This is a genomic window from Roseitalea sp. MMSF_3546, assembly GCF_030732865.1.
In the GTDB taxonomy this organism is placed as follows: domain Bacteria; phylum Pseudomonadota; class Alphaproteobacteria; order Rhizobiales; family Rhizobiaceae; genus Roseitalea.
Window position 1 is genome coordinate 99,551 of record NZ_JASHKB010000008.1, and the last position, 14,376, is coordinate 113,926.

General features: G+C 65.6%; 12 protein-coding genes and 1 pseudogene. 5 read left to right on the plus strand and 8 right to left on the minus strand.

From position 1 onward, the window contains the following. Nucleotides 1–108 precede the first annotated feature (108 nt). Nucleotides 109–1,149 (minus strand): RluA family pseudouridine synthase, encoded by a 1,041-nt coding sequence (locus RBB34_RS08740; RefSeq protein WP_306118821.1) that lies wholly within the window; start codon nt 1,147–1,149, stop codon nt 109–111. Nucleotides 1,150–1,218: 69 nt separating this feature from the next. Here RBB34_RS08740 and RBB34_RS08745 point away from each other — a divergent pair. Then, nucleotides 1,219–1,335: pseudogene (locus tag RBB34_RS08745) on the plus strand (fimbrial protein); the annotation flags it as partial. Between the two features lie 223 nt (nt 1,336–1,558). Here RBB34_RS08745 and RBB34_RS08750 read toward each other — a convergent pair. Continuing rightward, nucleotides 1,559–2,293 (minus strand): hypothetical protein, encoded by a 735-nt coding sequence (locus RBB34_RS08750; protein WP_306118822.1) that lies wholly within the window; start codon nt 2,291–2,293, stop codon nt 1,559–1,561. A gap of 150 nt (nt 2,294–2,443) precedes the next feature. Between RBB34_RS08750 and RBB34_RS08755 the strand changes: the two genes are divergently transcribed. Both RBB34_RS08755 and RBB34_RS08760 read left to right on the plus strand, forming a co-directional pair. Next, complete coding sequence (locus tag RBB34_RS08755) at nt 2,444–4,336, plus strand: ATP-binding protein (RefSeq protein ID WP_306118823.1); 1,893 nt, start codon at nt 2,444–2,446, stop codon at nt 4,334–4,336. Between the two features lie 22 nt (nt 4,337–4,358). After that, complete coding sequence (locus RBB34_RS08760) at nt 4,359–4,727, plus strand: response regulator (protein ID WP_306118824.1); 369 nt, start codon at nt 4,359–4,361, stop codon at nt 4,725–4,727. Between the two features lie 175 nt (nt 4,728–4,902). On the opposite strand, the gene RBB34_RS08765 is transcribed toward RBB34_RS08760, so the two are convergent. Together RBB34_RS08765 and RBB34_RS08770 are read right to left on the minus strand one after the other, a co-directional pair. Next, nucleotides 4,903–5,298, minus strand: coding sequence for a response regulator (locus RBB34_RS08765; protein ID WP_306118825.1), 396 nt, complete (start codon nt 5,296–5,298; stop codon nt 4,903–4,905). 2 nt (nt 5,299–5,300) lie between these two features. After that, nucleotides 5,301–6,692: an aminotransferase class I/II-fold pyridoxal phosphate-dependent enzyme gene (locus tag RBB34_RS08770; RefSeq protein WP_306118826.1), complete on the minus strand. Its 1,392-nt coding sequence runs from the start codon at nt 6,690–6,692 to the stop codon at nt 5,301–5,303. Nucleotides 6,693–6,900: 208 nt separating this feature from the next. On the opposite strand from RBB34_RS08770, the gene RBB34_RS08775 reads away from it, so the two are divergent. Then, complete coding sequence (locus tag RBB34_RS08775) at nt 6,901–9,288, plus strand: EAL domain-containing protein (RefSeq protein WP_306118827.1); 2,388 nt, start codon at nt 6,901–6,903, stop codon at nt 9,286–9,288. A 176-nt stretch (nt 9,289–9,464) separates the two neighbouring features. After that, nucleotides 9,465–10,019: an outer membrane beta-barrel protein gene (locus tag RBB34_RS08780; RefSeq protein ID WP_306118828.1), complete on the plus strand. Its 555-nt coding sequence runs from the start codon at nt 9,465–9,467 to the stop codon at nt 10,017–10,019. Nucleotides 10,020–10,031: 12 nt separating this feature from the next. Here the strand turns inward: RBB34_RS08780 and RBB34_RS08785 are convergent, their stop codons facing one another. The 4 genes from RBB34_RS08785 to RBB34_RS08800 form a co-directional block, all read right to left on the minus strand. Further along, complete coding sequence (locus RBB34_RS08785; protein ID WP_306118829.1) at nt 10,032–10,769, minus strand: SDR family NAD(P)-dependent oxidoreductase; 738 nt, start codon at nt 10,767–10,769, stop codon at nt 10,032–10,034. A gap of 115 nt (nt 10,770–10,884) precedes the next feature. Then, entirely contained in the window at nt 10,885–13,665 is a 2,781-nt protein-coding gene (locus RBB34_RS08790) for a sensor histidine kinase (protein ID WP_306118830.1), read from the minus strand. Beyond that, complete coding sequence (locus tag RBB34_RS08795) at nt 13,665–13,904, minus strand: hypothetical protein (RefSeq protein WP_306118831.1); 240 nt, start codon at nt 13,902–13,904, stop codon at nt 13,665–13,667. The genes RBB34_RS08790 and RBB34_RS08795 overlap by 1 nt, the downstream gene beginning before the upstream one ends. Further along, nucleotides 13,894–14,307 carry a response regulator gene (locus tag RBB34_RS08800; RefSeq protein WP_306118832.1) on the minus strand — a complete coding sequence of 138 codons (414 nt, stop codon included), beginning with the start codon at nt 14,305–14,307 and terminating at the stop codon, nt 13,894–13,896. The genes RBB34_RS08795 and RBB34_RS08800 overlap by 11 nt, the downstream gene beginning before the upstream one ends. Between the last annotated feature and the right edge of the window lie 69 nt (nt 14,308–14,376).

Sequence of the window (14,376 nt, forward strand, 5' to 3'; positions counted from 1 at the left end):
GCGGCGAGCAGAAGGCGCGCACGCCATATCATGCACGTACGCGCCTCATCCGGTTTCGTTCGGATTTGGTGAATAAATGGTTATCGGCGCCAGTGGTTTCAAGTGCGCTCAGATTCGGCGCAATTGCGCGACGACTTGCGCCATGTCCCGGGGCAATGGGGCGCGGAACGTCATGATCTCGCCGGTTTCGGGGTGGGCGAGCGTCAGAAGCCCGGCGTGCAGGGCCTGCCGGCCGAGCTCGGCGACGCTGGCCGCGGCCGGACCGGGCAGGGCGCGCGCCTTGCTTGCATGGGAGGCGCCGTAAAGGCCGTCGCCGAGGACGGGATGGCCGATATGGGCCATGTGCACGCGGATCTGGTGCGTGCGGCCGGTCTCCAGGCGACACTCGACCAGGCAGGCGACCGGCGCTTCGGCCGGGCCGAAACGCTCGACAACGGCGTAATGCGTCGCCGCGCGGCGGGCATCGGGCTGGCCTTCGGACACCACGGCCTGCTTCTTGCGGTCGGTGCGCGAACGGCCCAGATGGGTGGCGATGGTGCCCCGCATGCGGTCCGGCGCACCCCAGACGAGCGCCCGGTAGACGCGCTGCATGGGGCCGGTCCGGCCATGGTCGGCGAACTGGGCGGCCAGGCTTTGGTGGGCGGAATCGGTCTTGGCGGCGACCATGACGCCGGTCGTGTCCTTGTCGAGGCGGTGCACGATGCCGGGCCGGCGCACGCCCCCGATCCCCGAAAGACTGTCACCGCAATGGTGGATCAGCGCATTGACCAGCGTGCCGTCGCGATTGCCGGCAGCGGGATGGACGACCATGCCGGCGGGCTTGTCGATGACGATGATGGCGGCGTCTTCGTACAGCACATCCAGAGCGATGGCCTGGCCTTCGGGCGCCGCGTCGGCCGGTTCGGGCAGGCAAAGGCTCGCCCGGTCGCCGGCGGCGATGCGGCGCCTGGTCTGGCGGACGACCTGGTCGTTCAGCGTGACCGCGCCCGCTTCGATCAGGCTCTTGATGCGGCTGCGCGATACGGCGCCGCCGAGACCGGCGGCAAGCCATCGGTCCAGGCGCTCGCCCGCATCGGCGGGCGTGGCGATGACGTCTTTTCTTTTGGCGCGATCGTCTGTAGGGCTCGGCACGTCTGCAATGACCGGCATGTTTCAGGCCGAACGCACAATAGGAAGCCGATGAACCAATTGCCACCCGAGCTGACCGAGGAAGCGCCGCTCGATCCGGCGGCCGAGCGGGTGCGCCGCAAGATGGTGCGTCTGCTGGCCGTGTCGATCGGGATCATGTTCATCGGCATCTTCGCCGTGCTCGGGACCATCGTCTGGCAGATGAGCGAGGCCGCCACGCCCGGCATCGCCACCGGCACGCTGACAGTGCCCGCCGGCTTCTCGGTGGTCGAGACGGCGATCGGCACGGACACGATCGCGCTGCGCGGCACCGATCCGGACGGCCGCATGCGGGTGCTGCTCTTCGATGCCGATGACGGAACCGCCGTGGGCGCCTTCGCCATCGGCGCGGGCGAGGACGCGGACTGACCGCAAGTCCGGCCGGGCCCGTTCAGAACCCGTAGTCGAGCTTCGACATGGCGATCGCCGTCTCCAGCGCCAACTGGCCGGAGACCGCCAGCGGCACCTTGCCGGCATACATCTTGGCGGCCTTGACGGCGGCTTCGGCGAGTGCGGCCTGGGCGAGGGTCTCCGCCCCCTCGGTCGCCTGCAGGCAGGTCACCGTGCTCTGCCAGAGCATCATCAGCAATGTCTGCGGCGGGATCTGCGGGATGAACCTGTCGGCCACGGTGTAGTCGGGATAGCGCGGCGAATCGATGGCCATGAAATTGTGCTGGATCATCGCATTGACCTGCGGCAGCCAGTCGGCGCCGGAGGCCAACATGCACGGCACGAAGGTCGAGGCGAAACTCGGCCCGGTCATGTCGTGGACATGACGGTCCACATGGGCCGAGACGACAACCCCCGGACGCCGGATTCCGCGCGGCGTGGCGAAATCGTCGGCAAGGTGTCCGGCGGCGATCTGCCGATGCACGATCCAGCGGGCGCTGTAACCGGCAAGCGCACCGAAGGCGGCGATGAAACTTGCAGGATCGATCCCCTTCGGACCATCGAGGGACCGCGAAACAAGCTGGAAGATCTGATTGGTCAGGCAACTGACTTTGTCAGCTTCGGCGCGTCTTGCCGGTGCGAAGCGCACCGTTTCGCCCCATGCGGGCGAAGCGGCCGGCACGCCGACCGGCGCCGTCGGCACGGCGACAGGAATGATCGTATTCAACGCAGTCATCGGCCCCATGTCCCTTTGTCGAAACCGGCGCGATGATAGCGCGGAAAGCGAAAAGGCCGCCTAAGCGAATGTTTACAATTTGATGGAAGACTTGAGCCGAAGGGCCAAAGTGAACGAGATGTGAACGCTTGAGGCTGGCGGGGCGGTCAGATGAATTTCTTTGTGAACATGATCAACAGGTGGACCGAGGCGCTGACGCCGGACCATCTGCGCGCGGACATGAAGGTCTACAAGCGGGTGCGGATGTTCATCATCAGTCACCTGTTCGGCCCCTTCCTCGGCCATCCGATCACCATCTACCTGTTCCTGAACGATCCGGCGCCCTGGCCGCACGTGCATATTCTGGGCCTTTCGGTCACGCTGTTCTGGTTCTTTCCGCTGGCACTTCAGTTCTTCCCGAGACGCTACGAACTGCTGGCGATCACGTCGGTATTGAACCTGAATTTCGCGATCCTGCTGACCTCGTATCATTTCGGCGGCGTATCGTCGCCGCTTCTGATGTGGTTCCTGGTGGTGCCACTGCTCGCCTTCTTCTATCTGGGGTCGGGCCTGCGCACCTCGCTTGCGATCTTCGCCCAGATCATCATCGGCCTGGCCGTCTTCTATGCGTTCTATCTGGCCAACAAGTCGTTTCCGCAGCACATTCCGCTGGAGGACATGGTCGATGTGACCATGATCTCGATGCTTTGCGCGACCTTGTACATCTTCTTCATGGCGAGCTACTACACTTCGGTGGTCGACTCCCAATCCGAGCTTCTCAAGGAGATCGAACGACATCAGTCGACGCTGGACGATCTCAAGCAGGCCAAGGACGAGGCCGACCGCGCCCGTGACGAGGCCGAACGCGCAAACGGGGCCAAGTCCGAGTTCCTGGCCAAGATGAGCCACGAACTCCGGACGCCGCTCAACGCGGTGCTCGGCTACAGCGAGATCCTTCTGGAGGACGCCGAACTGGACGGCAATGGCGAGCAGATCGCCGACCTCGAAAAGATCAGCGCGGCGGGCAAGCACCTGCTGTCCATGGTCAACGACATTCTGGACATCTCCAAGATCGAGGCGGGAAAGACCGAACTCTATCTCGAGGACGTCAACATCGACGATCTGATCAGCGAGATCGAGATCACGGCGCGGCCGCTGGCGGCCAAGAACACCAATGTGTTCGAGGTCATCAAGCCCGAGCGGATCGGCGAGGCGCATCTCGACCTGACCAAGCTGCGCCAGGCGATCTTCAATCTTCTGAGCAATGCCGCCAAGTTCTGCCAGAACGGCAAGATCACCGTGGAGGTCGCCCGGTTCGAAGATCAGGGCGGCCGGCAGATGCTGTCGATCGCCGTGCACGATACCGGCGTGGGCATCTCCGAGGAGGCGCTGGGCAGCCTGTTCCAGAGCTTCACCCAGGCGCATGCTTCCATCAATGCCAAGTTCGGAGGCACGGGACTGGGCTTGTCGCTGTCGAAGAACCTCTGCCGCCTGATGGGCGGCGACATCCAGGCCGAAAGCACGCTGGGCGAGGGATCGACCTTCACCATCACCGTGCCTGTCATGGTGACCCAGGCGTCGGCCGAAATGGATCACGAGCAGGTGGACGAGACACTTCGCGAGGCCGCCTCCGATCTGCGCCGGCTGCGGGACGCCGAGAGCGGGCTTGCGGCCAGCGCGCCGATACCGGTGACCAGCAAGGGCACCGTGCTCGTCGTCGATGACGATCCGGAATATCTGGAGCTGATGGACCGGTTGCTGCGCAAGGAGGATTTCGTGCCGGTGTTGACCACCGATCCGGGATCGGCGCTGCAGCTCGCGCGCACGATCAAGCCGATGCTCATGCTGATCGACGTGCTGATGCCCGATGTTGACGGTTGGGAGGTGGTCCGCTCGCTGAAATCGGATCCCTCGACCGCCCATGTGCCGGTCGTCATGGTCAGCATCATGGACGATCCGAAGGCCGATGCACCGCAAAGCGTGGACGGCTTCATCAGCAAGCCGGTCGATACGGCCAAGCTGCGCAGGATCCTGCGGGCCCATCTCAGCGACGTCGCGGCATAGCAAGGACTGGAGGCAAGAACCCATGACGACGGTGCTCATCGTCGAAGACCATCCGGTCAATCGCGACATTATCGGTCGCCGGCTCGGCAAGCGCGGCTTCACGATCCGCTTCGCCGTCGACGGGGAAACCGCCGTGGAATGTGCCAGGGAGGTCAAGCCCGACATCATCTTGATGGATATCGGGCTCGGCGAGGGCATCGACGGCTGCGAAGCCACGCGTCAGATCAAGGCGATCCCGGACATGGCCGGCATTCCGGTGATCGCGCTGACCGCCAGCGCGTTCGAGACCGATCGCCAGAACGCGCTTGCCGCCGGGTGCGCCGACTTCGACACCAAGCCGGTCGACCTGCCGCGCCTTCTGGGCAAGATGAACCAGGCGCTGCACAGCTGAAATCCGTTCAACGCGCCACCGCCCATCGCGTCGGTATTCATGCGCCATGGTCGAGCCGGCGCGCCGGTGCGCCCGGATCGGCGATGGCCGGCATCGTCACGCATGCATGGGCCCGCGATGCCGCAGCGGGGCACAACGGGACAATTCGGCAAGGCCGGTGACGCGCCGCCGCCTGTCAGGCGGCGGTCCTGATCTCGGTGGTCAGAAGCAGATTGCGCAGCACAGGAATGTCGATCGGCTTGCGGATGGCGTGCGGGGCGTCCAGCCCCAGGCTCAGCGCGCGCCGGCGCGTCTGCTCGAGCACTTCGGGCCGCTGCCCGCTGACGATCAGGATCCGGCCGCAATAGCCGGCCGACGACAGAAGCTCGAACAGGTCGCAGGCATCGAGGTTCGGCATGCAGATGTCGATCGCCAGGATGTCGGGCTTGAGCGCGGAGGCCAGATTCATGACCCCGCGCGAGTCCGATGTCGCGAACGCCTCGTAGCGACAGCGCTCGGCGATGCGCACGATCAGTTCCGCCGACGACACGTCATCGTCGATGGCCAGCAGCCGGCGGGGCCGATCCGCCATCATCAGGCCGCATCCCGAACCAGGTCGGCTGCCATGGCCGCACTGCGCTGGTTCTTCATCAGCGAGGGATGGGCGTCGCAAAGCGTCAGATACTGCTTTTCCGCGCTGCGCATGGCCTTCAGCATCAATTCGACGAGCCGGTCGACATCGTCGAAGCTGTGATCGGACATTACCTGCACGCGGAAGCGTGCGCCGCCCTGCGGCACGGCCGGATATTCGACGAGATTGGCGATGGCGCCCAGGTTGGACAATTCGCGCGAGGCGATGCGGGCCAGGCCCTCGGCGCCCACGCGCACCGGCACGATCGCGGACGGGTCGCCAAGCGTTTCAAGGCCGACCTTGGTCATTTCCGCGCGCATGTACAGGATGTTGTCCATCAGCTTGCGCCGGCGGCGACAGCCCTCCTCGGAGTCGACGATCTCGAACGCCGCGAGCACGGCCGCCGCCTGAACGGGCGACAGGGCGTTGGAGAAGGTCTGCGTGGCCGAATAGTATTTGAGGTATTCGGCCGAGGCGCGGTCCTTGACCGAGATGAAGCCGCCATTGGAGGCAAATGTCTTGGAAAAGCTGCCGATGATGATGTCGACATCGTCGAGCACGTTCTGCAGGCTCATGTGACCGCGGCCGTCATCGGCCATGGCGCCGAAGTCATGGGCGCAGTCGACCAGCAGCACCGCGTCGTACTCGTCGCACAGGGCGCGCATGGCCGCTATGTCCGGCGTATCGGAATGCATCGAGAACAGGCTCTCGGTGACCAGCAGGATGCCGTTGTCGGTGTCGTTTGCCCGGATCTTCTGCAATCGACGTTCCATGGCGCGGACATTGAGGTGGCCGTGGAAGTGGATGTTGCGGGTCGCCGCCCGCGCGCCTTCCTGCAGGCACGAATGGGCCAGCACGTCCATGACGACATGGTCGTCGGGCCGAACGAAGCCCTGAATGGCGGCAAAGCCGGCGGACCAGCCCGTCGGATAAAGCACGGTCGGGCGACCGTTGAGGAATTCGCTGATGCGCTGTTCGAGCCGCAGCGAGTGGCGCGTATTGCCCAGAAGCGCCGCCGAGCCGGCGCTGTGCACGCCATATTCCTGGATCGCCTCCATCGCGGCATGCTTGACGTCGGGATGGGACGACAGGCTCAGATAGTCCTGCGACGCGAAGTTGACGCCCTTGATCGGATGGCCCGCATCGGACTTGGCAGAGCAGTGCGTGCGCGGCGCGGTCGCGGTCGACTTGGCGTAGGGCCAGAGATCGGCGCGGCGGCGAACGTCCTGCCAGTGGTAGAACCCGTCGGTGCGCCCGAGCATGTCGGTGCCGCGCATGGCGCGGTAATCGCGCAGGCTGCCGGTCAGCGCATCGAGCGGAATCGCTTCGCCAGGGTGGTCGGTGAAGTCATGCATTGTTGTCGCCCCGTTTGGTTGTAACGAAAGGCCAATAGCACGCGGCGGATGAAAAGCCGTTTAAGATCAAGGGTAAAGCGAAGGTTACGCAATTGCGTGGAATGGCCACCAATCACGCTAGTGCACGGTTGTCTTCGGGTGCCGATGCAATCGGGCAACCAATGCTTAACCGCTCGCCGCTACCCTAGGGGCATTGGGGGCGGAATTCATGAACGTATCGAAAATCGGACCGATCGACCGGCTCAAGCGCGTGCTGGGCGATGGCCATTGTGCAACCGGACTTGAGCACGACAAGCTGGTCGCCGCACAGATCGAGGAGATCGGCCGGCGCACGCCGGCCATGGTCGCGCTGTCGTTTTTCGCCGCCGGGCTGTTGCTTTACCAGACGGCGGGCGAGCCGGGCTTTGCAAGGGTCTGCGCGCTGATTGCCGGATTTTCGATCGCGCATGCCTCCACATTCATCTGGTGGCTCAATCGTCGGCAGGATGGTCGCGCCGCACCGGACGATGACCGCGTGATACGAAGCCTGGTCTTGCTGGCCGCGCTGCTCGGCTGCTTCTGGGGCCTGCTGACGATAGCCATCTTTCCGATGCGCGATGCGGAGACCACATTTGCCTTCGGCGTGGTGCTGACCGGCGGGGTGCTGGTGACGACGTTCCACCTGTCCACGCTGACCCCGGCCATGGTGGTCTTCGTGACGACCAGCGGCCTGCTTGCCGGGGCGGGCCTGTTGCAGGCAGCCTCGCCGGAGGCGCGACCGATGTTCCTGGCGCTGGTTGGCCTGTACGTCGTGTTCCTGCCCTGGATGAGCCGGCAGTTCGCGGCCGCCTTCGCCTCGCGGCTGGCCACGCATGCGCGCAACCAGCAGCAGGCGCGAATCATCAATCATCTTCTGGACGACTACCAGGAGACGGCGTCGGAATGGTACTGGGAGAGCGATGCCGCCGGTGCAACCAGCCGCATCTCGCCGCGTTTGTGCGATGCGCTGGGGACGAGCCGCGAGGCGATCGTCGGCAGTCAATTCGTTACCGTGATCGGCGGCAAGGCCGACGACCAGGATACCGGGCTTGCCAGGCTCTCGCAGGCCATGGCGGCGAACCGCGCCTTTCGCGGCGTCGAGATCGTCGTCAATCTCGATGGCCGGCAGCGCTGGTGGCGCCTTTCGGGCAAGCCCCGTCATGTCGACGAAGAGGCGACCGGCTTCATCGGCACGTGTTCGGACATCACCGCCGAAAAACGGGCCGAGCGGCAGATCAACGAACTGGCCCACACCGACACGCTCACCGGCCTCTTCAACCGCGGCAGCTTCACCCAACGGCTCGATGCGTCGGTGCGCACTCTGGAGCGCTACGGCACCGCATTCACGCTGCTGTTTCTCGATCTGGACAAGTTCAAGCTGGTCAACGACACCTATGGTCACCCGGTCGGTGACAAGCTGCTCATCGAGGTCGCGAACCGGATTCGCGGCCAGGTGCGCGAGCAGGACTGCGTTGCACGGCTGGGCGGCGACGAATTCGCCATCATCCTGCACAACCAGAACGATGCGGTTCTCGCCGCGAAGCTCGCCTCGCGGCTGATCGCCAGCGTGCTCGAACCCTACCGCATTGACGGGCACACGCTGTGGATCGGCGTCAGCATCGGCATCGCGCTGACACCGATGCACGGTACCCAGCCCGAGCAGATCCTGCGCAATGCCGACCTGGCCCTTTATCGCGCCAAGGAAGACGGCCGCGGCGTGTTCCGCTATTTCGAGGCGCAGATGGATTTCGAGCAGCGCGAACGGCGCATCCTCGAACAGGAGATGCACCAGGCGCTGGACGAAAGCGAATTCCGGCTGCGCTACCAGCCGATGATCGACACGCAGACCGGGCGGGTGTCGTCGGTCGAGGCGCTGATCCGCTGGGAGCATCCGATCCGCGGCGAGATCCCGCCGGACGAGTTCATCCATATCGCCGAGCAATCCAACCTGATCGTCGAGATCGGAAAATGGACCCTGCGCGAGTCGTGCCGCGCGGCAATGAGCTGGCCCGACGAGGTCAGCGTTTCGGTGAATATCGCCGCGACCCACTTCATGCGTTCGGACATCGTGGCGGACGTCAAGACGATCGTCGGCGAGACCGGCTTCGATCCGGGCCGGCTGTCGATCGAAATCACCGAAAGCCTCCTGATCGAGGAAACGGACGATGTCTTCTCCAAGCTCATGGCGCTGAAGGAATTCGGCTGCGCCGTGGTCATGGACGATTTCGGAACCGGCTATTCGAGCCTGTCATACCTGATGAAGTTTCCCTTCGACCGGCTCAAGATCGACCGGTCCTTCGTGCGCGATCTCAGCGACAACGAGGGCGCCAGGGAGATCCTGCGCGCCATCGCGGCGCTCGGCGACAATCTGGGCATCAACATCACCGTCGAAGGCGTCGAGACGACCGATCAGCTCGATTTCGTCACAGCCATCGCGTGTGACCAGGTGCAGGGGTTTTACTTCTCGCGGCCATTGCATGGCGAGCAGGTCAACTCCTTCATCCTCAGGCGCCTGGCCGGCGCGTCGATCGTCGCTCCCCCGCCGGCGGGTGAGGCCGAGCGGGTCGCCGCCGGATAACTTCCGCGCGCGTTTACGCTATGGCAACCACATCGGCTTACCATCGCCGTTAACCATCGGGCGCAAATGCGGTTCGTTCGACAGCGAGCCGCGCACCGACGATTGCATGTGTCACGGCTTCGGATCGGGCGCGGGTTCCGCGGTTGGCCGGAAGCCCTTGAGGCGGAGACCAACAGATGCGTTTATTGGCGGTCAGCGTGCTTGCGCTGTGTGTCGCGGCCGGTCCGGCGCTTGCCAGCGAGGACAAGCAGGATGCGGACTGGACAGGCGTCCAGCTCGGCGTTCTTTACGGCTATAGCTGGATGCAGGACTACAACAACACGCTGCGCCTGCATGCCGAGGGCGATGGCGATGTGATGGGCGTGTATGCGGCGGCCAACAAGCAGTTCGGCGCGCTCGTGGGCGGCGTCGAGGTCTCCTATGCCAGGCACGACAACATGTTCACCGACGGCTCGGGCGTGGTCGTCGAGAACGTCTTCGCCGCCAAGCTGCGCGCCGGCGTCGCCCGGGATCGGGTCCACATCTACGGTACGGCCGGGCTGACCCACGGCACCACCAATCTGGCGGGCGATGACTGGGGCGCGGTGTTCGGCTTCGGCCTCGATGTCCTGCTGACGCGGAGCATCGTGGCGGGCGCCCAGTACAACTACTACACCTACACCAATTTCAACGACACCACGATCGATGCGCAGCTTTCGGAGCTGTCGTTCCGGCTCGGCTACAAGTTCTGATCGTCCCGCCGGTCAATAGGTGGCGCGGCCGCCCGACAGGTCGAACACCGCCCCGGTGGTGAACGAATTCTCCTCGGTGCACAGCCAGGCGATCATCGATGCGGCCTCGCCGACCTCCAGGAAGCGGCCGCGCGGGATCTTCGAGAGCATGTAGTCGATATGCTCCTGCTTCATCTGGTCGAAGATGCGCGTGCGCGCCGCGGCGGGGGTGACGCAGTTGACCGCGATATTGGCGCCCGCAAGCTCCTTGCCCAGCGACTTGGTCAGGCCGATCACCGCGGCCTTGGAGGCCGAATAGGCCGAAGCGTTGGGGTTGCCTTCCTTGCCGGCGACCGAGGCGATGTTGACGATGCGCCCGTAATCGGCCTTGCGCATATGCGGCACGACCGCCTTGTTGACGTGGAACGTGCCCATCAGATTGATGTCGACGACACGGCGAAACTCGTCGACGGGATAGTCCTCGACGGTGGCGTTGGCGCCGGCGATACCGGCCGAATTGACCATGATGTCGATCCTGCCCAGCGCGTCGGCGCTCTGCGCGGTGGCCGCCTGCACCGAGCTCCAGTCGCCGATGTCCACACGCACGGCAATGGCGCCGCCGCCGAGCCGCTGCGCGGTCCGTTCGGCCAGATCGAGGTCGAGATCCCAGATCGCCAGGCGGGCTCCGCCCGCTGCCAGCCGTGCGGCGACGGCCTCGCCGATGCCCTGCGCGCCGCCGGTGACGATCGCGGTGCGGTTGGTGAAGTCCATGGTGCTCTCCTGCCTTGTTCCCCCGGCCGGTGCACCCGGCAGCCGGCCCTGCGCCCAGATACGGCCAGGCGGGGAATCGGCGCAAGGCCGGTTCCGTCCCGTTCCGTCGCACACGTCATTTGACGGCCAGGGAGGGTCGGGCGGCCACGGCGCCTACCGCTGCCGGCTGCTCGGCCGAAACCCTGCCCTCGACATGCTGCAGCGGCAGGCTCAGCCGAAAGCACGATCCGGCAGCCGAGGTTTCGGCCAGGGTGATCGTGCCGCCCAGCCGTTCGGCGATCTGGCGGCAGATGGCAAGTCCCAGGCCCGAGCCGCCGCGATCGCCGGCATTGTTGAGCCAGTCGCGGCCGAACTTCGAGAACAGGCTGTCGCGCAGGGCCGGCGAGACGCCCGGCCCGTTGTCGATCACCTCGACGACCGCCTCGCCGGCGCGCTTTTCGATGCGGGCGAGAACCCGCGGTTCGGGGGTGTCGGCGAACTTGATGGCGTTGGACAGAAGATTGAGGAAAACCTGCTTGAGCCGGTCCGGATCGGCATTGACCCAGACCGCCCTTGCCGGCAGGTCGAGATCGACCGCCACGCCGCGCCGCTCGGCCAGGCTCATCATGGTGTCGACCGACCCGCGCAGCAGGTCGCGCAGTTCGACCGGTTCGAGATGCCAGGCGATCTGGCCGCTTTCCATGGCGCTCAGATCGAGGATTTCGTCGAGCAGCCGCGTCAGGCGCTGGCTCTCCTGCTTGACGATGTGGATGAAGCGCCGCGAATGGGGCGTGTCGAGCGTTTCGGCCTCCGACAACAGTTCGGCGAACGAGCGGATCGAGGTCATCGGCGTGCGCAGTTCGTGGCTGACCCGGCTGAGAAAGTCGTCCTTCATCTGATCGAGCCGCTGCAGCGTCTCGTTGGCCTCCTTGAGCTTTTCGGCGGTCTCCTCGAGTTCGGCGGACTTGCGTTCGAGCTCCTGGCTGTAGCGGATGGCGGCGCGCGTCTCGTCGAGCAGCGCCATCACCGTGTCGACGGTCAGAGGTGCCCCCTTGACAATGCGCGAGACCATCAGGCGCGCCGAAGCGGCACCGATGCCCGATGCGAGCGCGCGTTCCACGCGGGTGATGAAGTGGGCGTCCGGCAGCGGGTCGCGGCCCGGCCGGCCCTGCATCTGGGCCTCGCTGTCGAACACCTGGCGGGTACGGTCCGGGCCGAGGATGCGCTCGGCGACGCGGCGCAGATCCTCGACCGAGGCCGAGCGCGGCAGCACCGGCTCGCCGTCCGCGGCCGGCCGCCGGAAGACATCGACGAAGATCGCGCCCTGAAGCTGGCCGATCGGATTGGTGCGGGTCGACACCGACACGAGCACGAAGGCGGCGGTGTTGGCGAGAAGGCTCCAGAACGTGGCATGGACCAGCGGGTCCCACCCCGTCGCGCCGAACAGGGCGGTCGGGGCGAGCGCGGCGATGCCGAACGGGCCGTCCACGAGCAGCGGTTCGAGCGCGGGCACCGGCAGGCTGGGCAGCACCAGCGTGTAGGCCCAGACGACGAAGCCGGTCGCCAGTCCGGCAATGGCGCCATGACGGTTGGCGGCGTGCCAGAAGATCGCGCCGAGCAGGGCCGGCAGGAATTGCGCCACGCCGGCAAAGGAGATCAGCCCGATCGAGGCCAGCGCGCCGCCACCGGTCGCGGTGCGGTAGTAGACATAGCCAAGGGCGAGGATACCGGCGATCGACAGCCGGCGCACGATCAGGATGGCGCGGGAGAGATCCTGCGGCATGCGTCCGCCCAGCCGGCCGCTGAGCAGCAGCGGCAATGCCAGGTGGTTGGAGATCATGATCGACAGCGCGATCGAGGAGACGATGACCATGGACGTGCCGGCCGACAGCCCGCCGATGAAGGCAAACAGGGCCAGCTCCTCGCGCCCGGCGGCGATCGGAACCCACAGGACGTAGAGGTCGGGATCGGCGGTCGCCGGCAGCATGGTCAGGCCCGCCGCCGCAATCGGCACGACGAACAGGCTGATCAGAAGCAGATAGAGCGGGAACAGCCAGGCGGCGGTCGCCAGGTGTCTTTCATTGCGGTTCTCCACCGCCATGATCTGGAACTGGCGGGGCAGGCAGATGATCGCCGCCGCCGAAAGGAACGTGACGACGGCCCAGCGCGCCTCGCCGCCTTCCGAGATGGCCGTCAGCCGCGCGAGCGCGGCGGCCAGTTCGGCGCTGGGCTCGCCGGGATCGCCCGGACCGAGCGCCAGAACCGCAAACACGCCGATGAGCATCAGCGCGACGAGCTTGACCACCGATTCAAAGGCGATCGCGGTGACGACCCCCGGATGGCTTTCGTCGGCGGCCAGCGTGCGCGTGCCGAAAAGGACCACGAACACGCCCATGACGATCGCCACCCACAGCCCGGTATCGGCCCAGATGCCGATCTGCGGACGCAGCACCGCGAAGCTGTCGTCGGCATAGACCAGCGCCTCGAAGGCGGTGGCGATGCCCTTGAGCTGCAGCGCGATGTAGGGGGTGATCGCGGTGACCGCCATCAGCGTGACGACGACCGAGACCGTCGCGCTCTTGCCGTAGCGTGCGGAAAGGAAGTCGGCGATCGAGGTGATCTGCTGGCCCTTGCAGATGCGCACGATCTTGCGCAGCACGATCCACCAGCCCAGAAAGACGATGGTCGGCCCGATATAGATGGTCAGGAATTCGAGCCCGTTGCGCACCGCCGAGCCGACCGCGCCGTAAAACGTCCAGGCGGTGCAGTAGACCGCAAGCGACAGCGTGTAGACGACCGGCGAGTTGATGAAGGCGTGGCCGCCGCGTGCTGCCTGACGGTCGCTGAGCCAGGCTATCACGAACAGACCGGCCAGATAGGCGACACCCACGAGAAGGACCAGGGCGGGCGAAAGCATCAGCCCGGCCCGTCCGGTTTTCCGGACGCGCGCAGCGCATGGCGCGAGGCGATGGCGCACAGCGCGATGGCAACGGCCCAGACCGCGAACAGATAGACGGGCAGGAGCGGCAGGCCGAACACCGTCACCGGCCGGTCGAGCAGCGGCAGCACCGGCGGCAGCATGAGGATCGCGGCGAGCACGGCAACCAGCCAGCGCATTTCGGTCCAGAAAGGGGCGCGGCTGCGGTCAGGGTCCATGGTTCGGCTTCCCTTTCGCCGACCCTTGCGCATTGCGTGCGCTCAGCAGGCGGGCGATCTCGGCGAGAAGCTGCTGGTTCGAGAACGGCTTGGTGACGAAGGCGTCGGCACCCAGCGCCATCATGCGATTGCGGTCGGCTTCCTGTCCCTTGGCGGTCAGGACCAGCACCGGCAGCGTCTGGCCGAAATCGGCGCGACGAAGGTCTTCCAGAATGGCGAATCCGTCCTTGCCGGGCAGCATGGCGTCGAGGATGACGAGGTCCGGCAGTTCCGCCTGCACCCTATCGAGAACGCGCGTGCCGTTTGGCACAGCGGTCAGCTCATAGCCTTCCCGCCGCAGCAGAAAGCTCAGCGATTCCATGATGAAAGGCTCATCCTCGGCAACGAGAATGCGAGCGGTCATGATGCGGGTCTTCCTCCCATGGTGTGGTGCGCGCCGCAGATGCGCCCCCTCACCGAGGCCATAATTTCA

Bases quoted from the DNA above. Each gene is read 5' to 3' on its own strand.
- RBB34_RS08740 (WP_306118821.1), bottom strand. From the start codon at position 1,149: ATGCCGGTCATTGCAGACGTGCCGAGCCCTACAGACGATCGCGCCAAA.
- RBB34_RS08750 (WP_306118822.1), bottom strand. From the start codon at position 2,293: ATGACTGCGTTGAATACGATCATTCCTGTCGCCGTGCCGACGGCGCCG.
- RBB34_RS08755 (WP_306118823.1), top strand. From the start codon at position 2,444: ATGAATTTCTTTGTGAACATGATCAACAGGTGGACCGAGGCGCTGACG.
- RBB34_RS08760 (WP_306118824.1), top strand. From the start codon at position 4,359: ATGACGACGGTGCTCATCGTCGAAGACCATCCGGTCAATCGCGACATT.
- RBB34_RS08765 (WP_306118825.1), bottom strand. From the start codon at position 5,298: ATGGCGGATCGGCCCCGCCGGCTGCTGGCCATCGACGATGACGTGTCG.
- RBB34_RS08770 (WP_306118826.1), bottom strand. From the start codon at position 6,692: ATGCATGACTTCACCGACCACCCTGGCGAAGCGATTCCGCTCGATGCG.
- RBB34_RS08775 (WP_306118827.1), top strand. From the start codon at position 6,901: ATGAACGTATCGAAAATCGGACCGATCGACCGGCTCAAGCGCGTGCTG.
- RBB34_RS08780 (WP_306118828.1), top strand. From the start codon at position 9,465: ATGCGTTTATTGGCGGTCAGCGTGCTTGCGCTGTGTGTCGCGGCCGGT.
- RBB34_RS08785 (WP_306118829.1), bottom strand. From the start codon at position 10,769: ATGGACTTCACCAACCGCACCGCGATCGTCACCGGCGGCGCGCAGGGC.
- RBB34_RS08790 (WP_306118830.1), bottom strand. From the start codon at position 13,665: ATGCTTTCGCCCGCCCTGGTCCTTCTCGTGGGTGTCGCCTATCTGGCC.
- RBB34_RS08795 (WP_306118831.1), bottom strand. From the start codon at position 13,904: ATGGACCCTGACCGCAGCCGCGCCCCTTTCTGGACCGAAATGCGCTGG.
- RBB34_RS08800 (WP_306118832.1), bottom strand. From the start codon at position 14,307: ATGACCGCTCGCATTCTCGTTGCCGAGGATGAGCCTTTCATCATGGAA.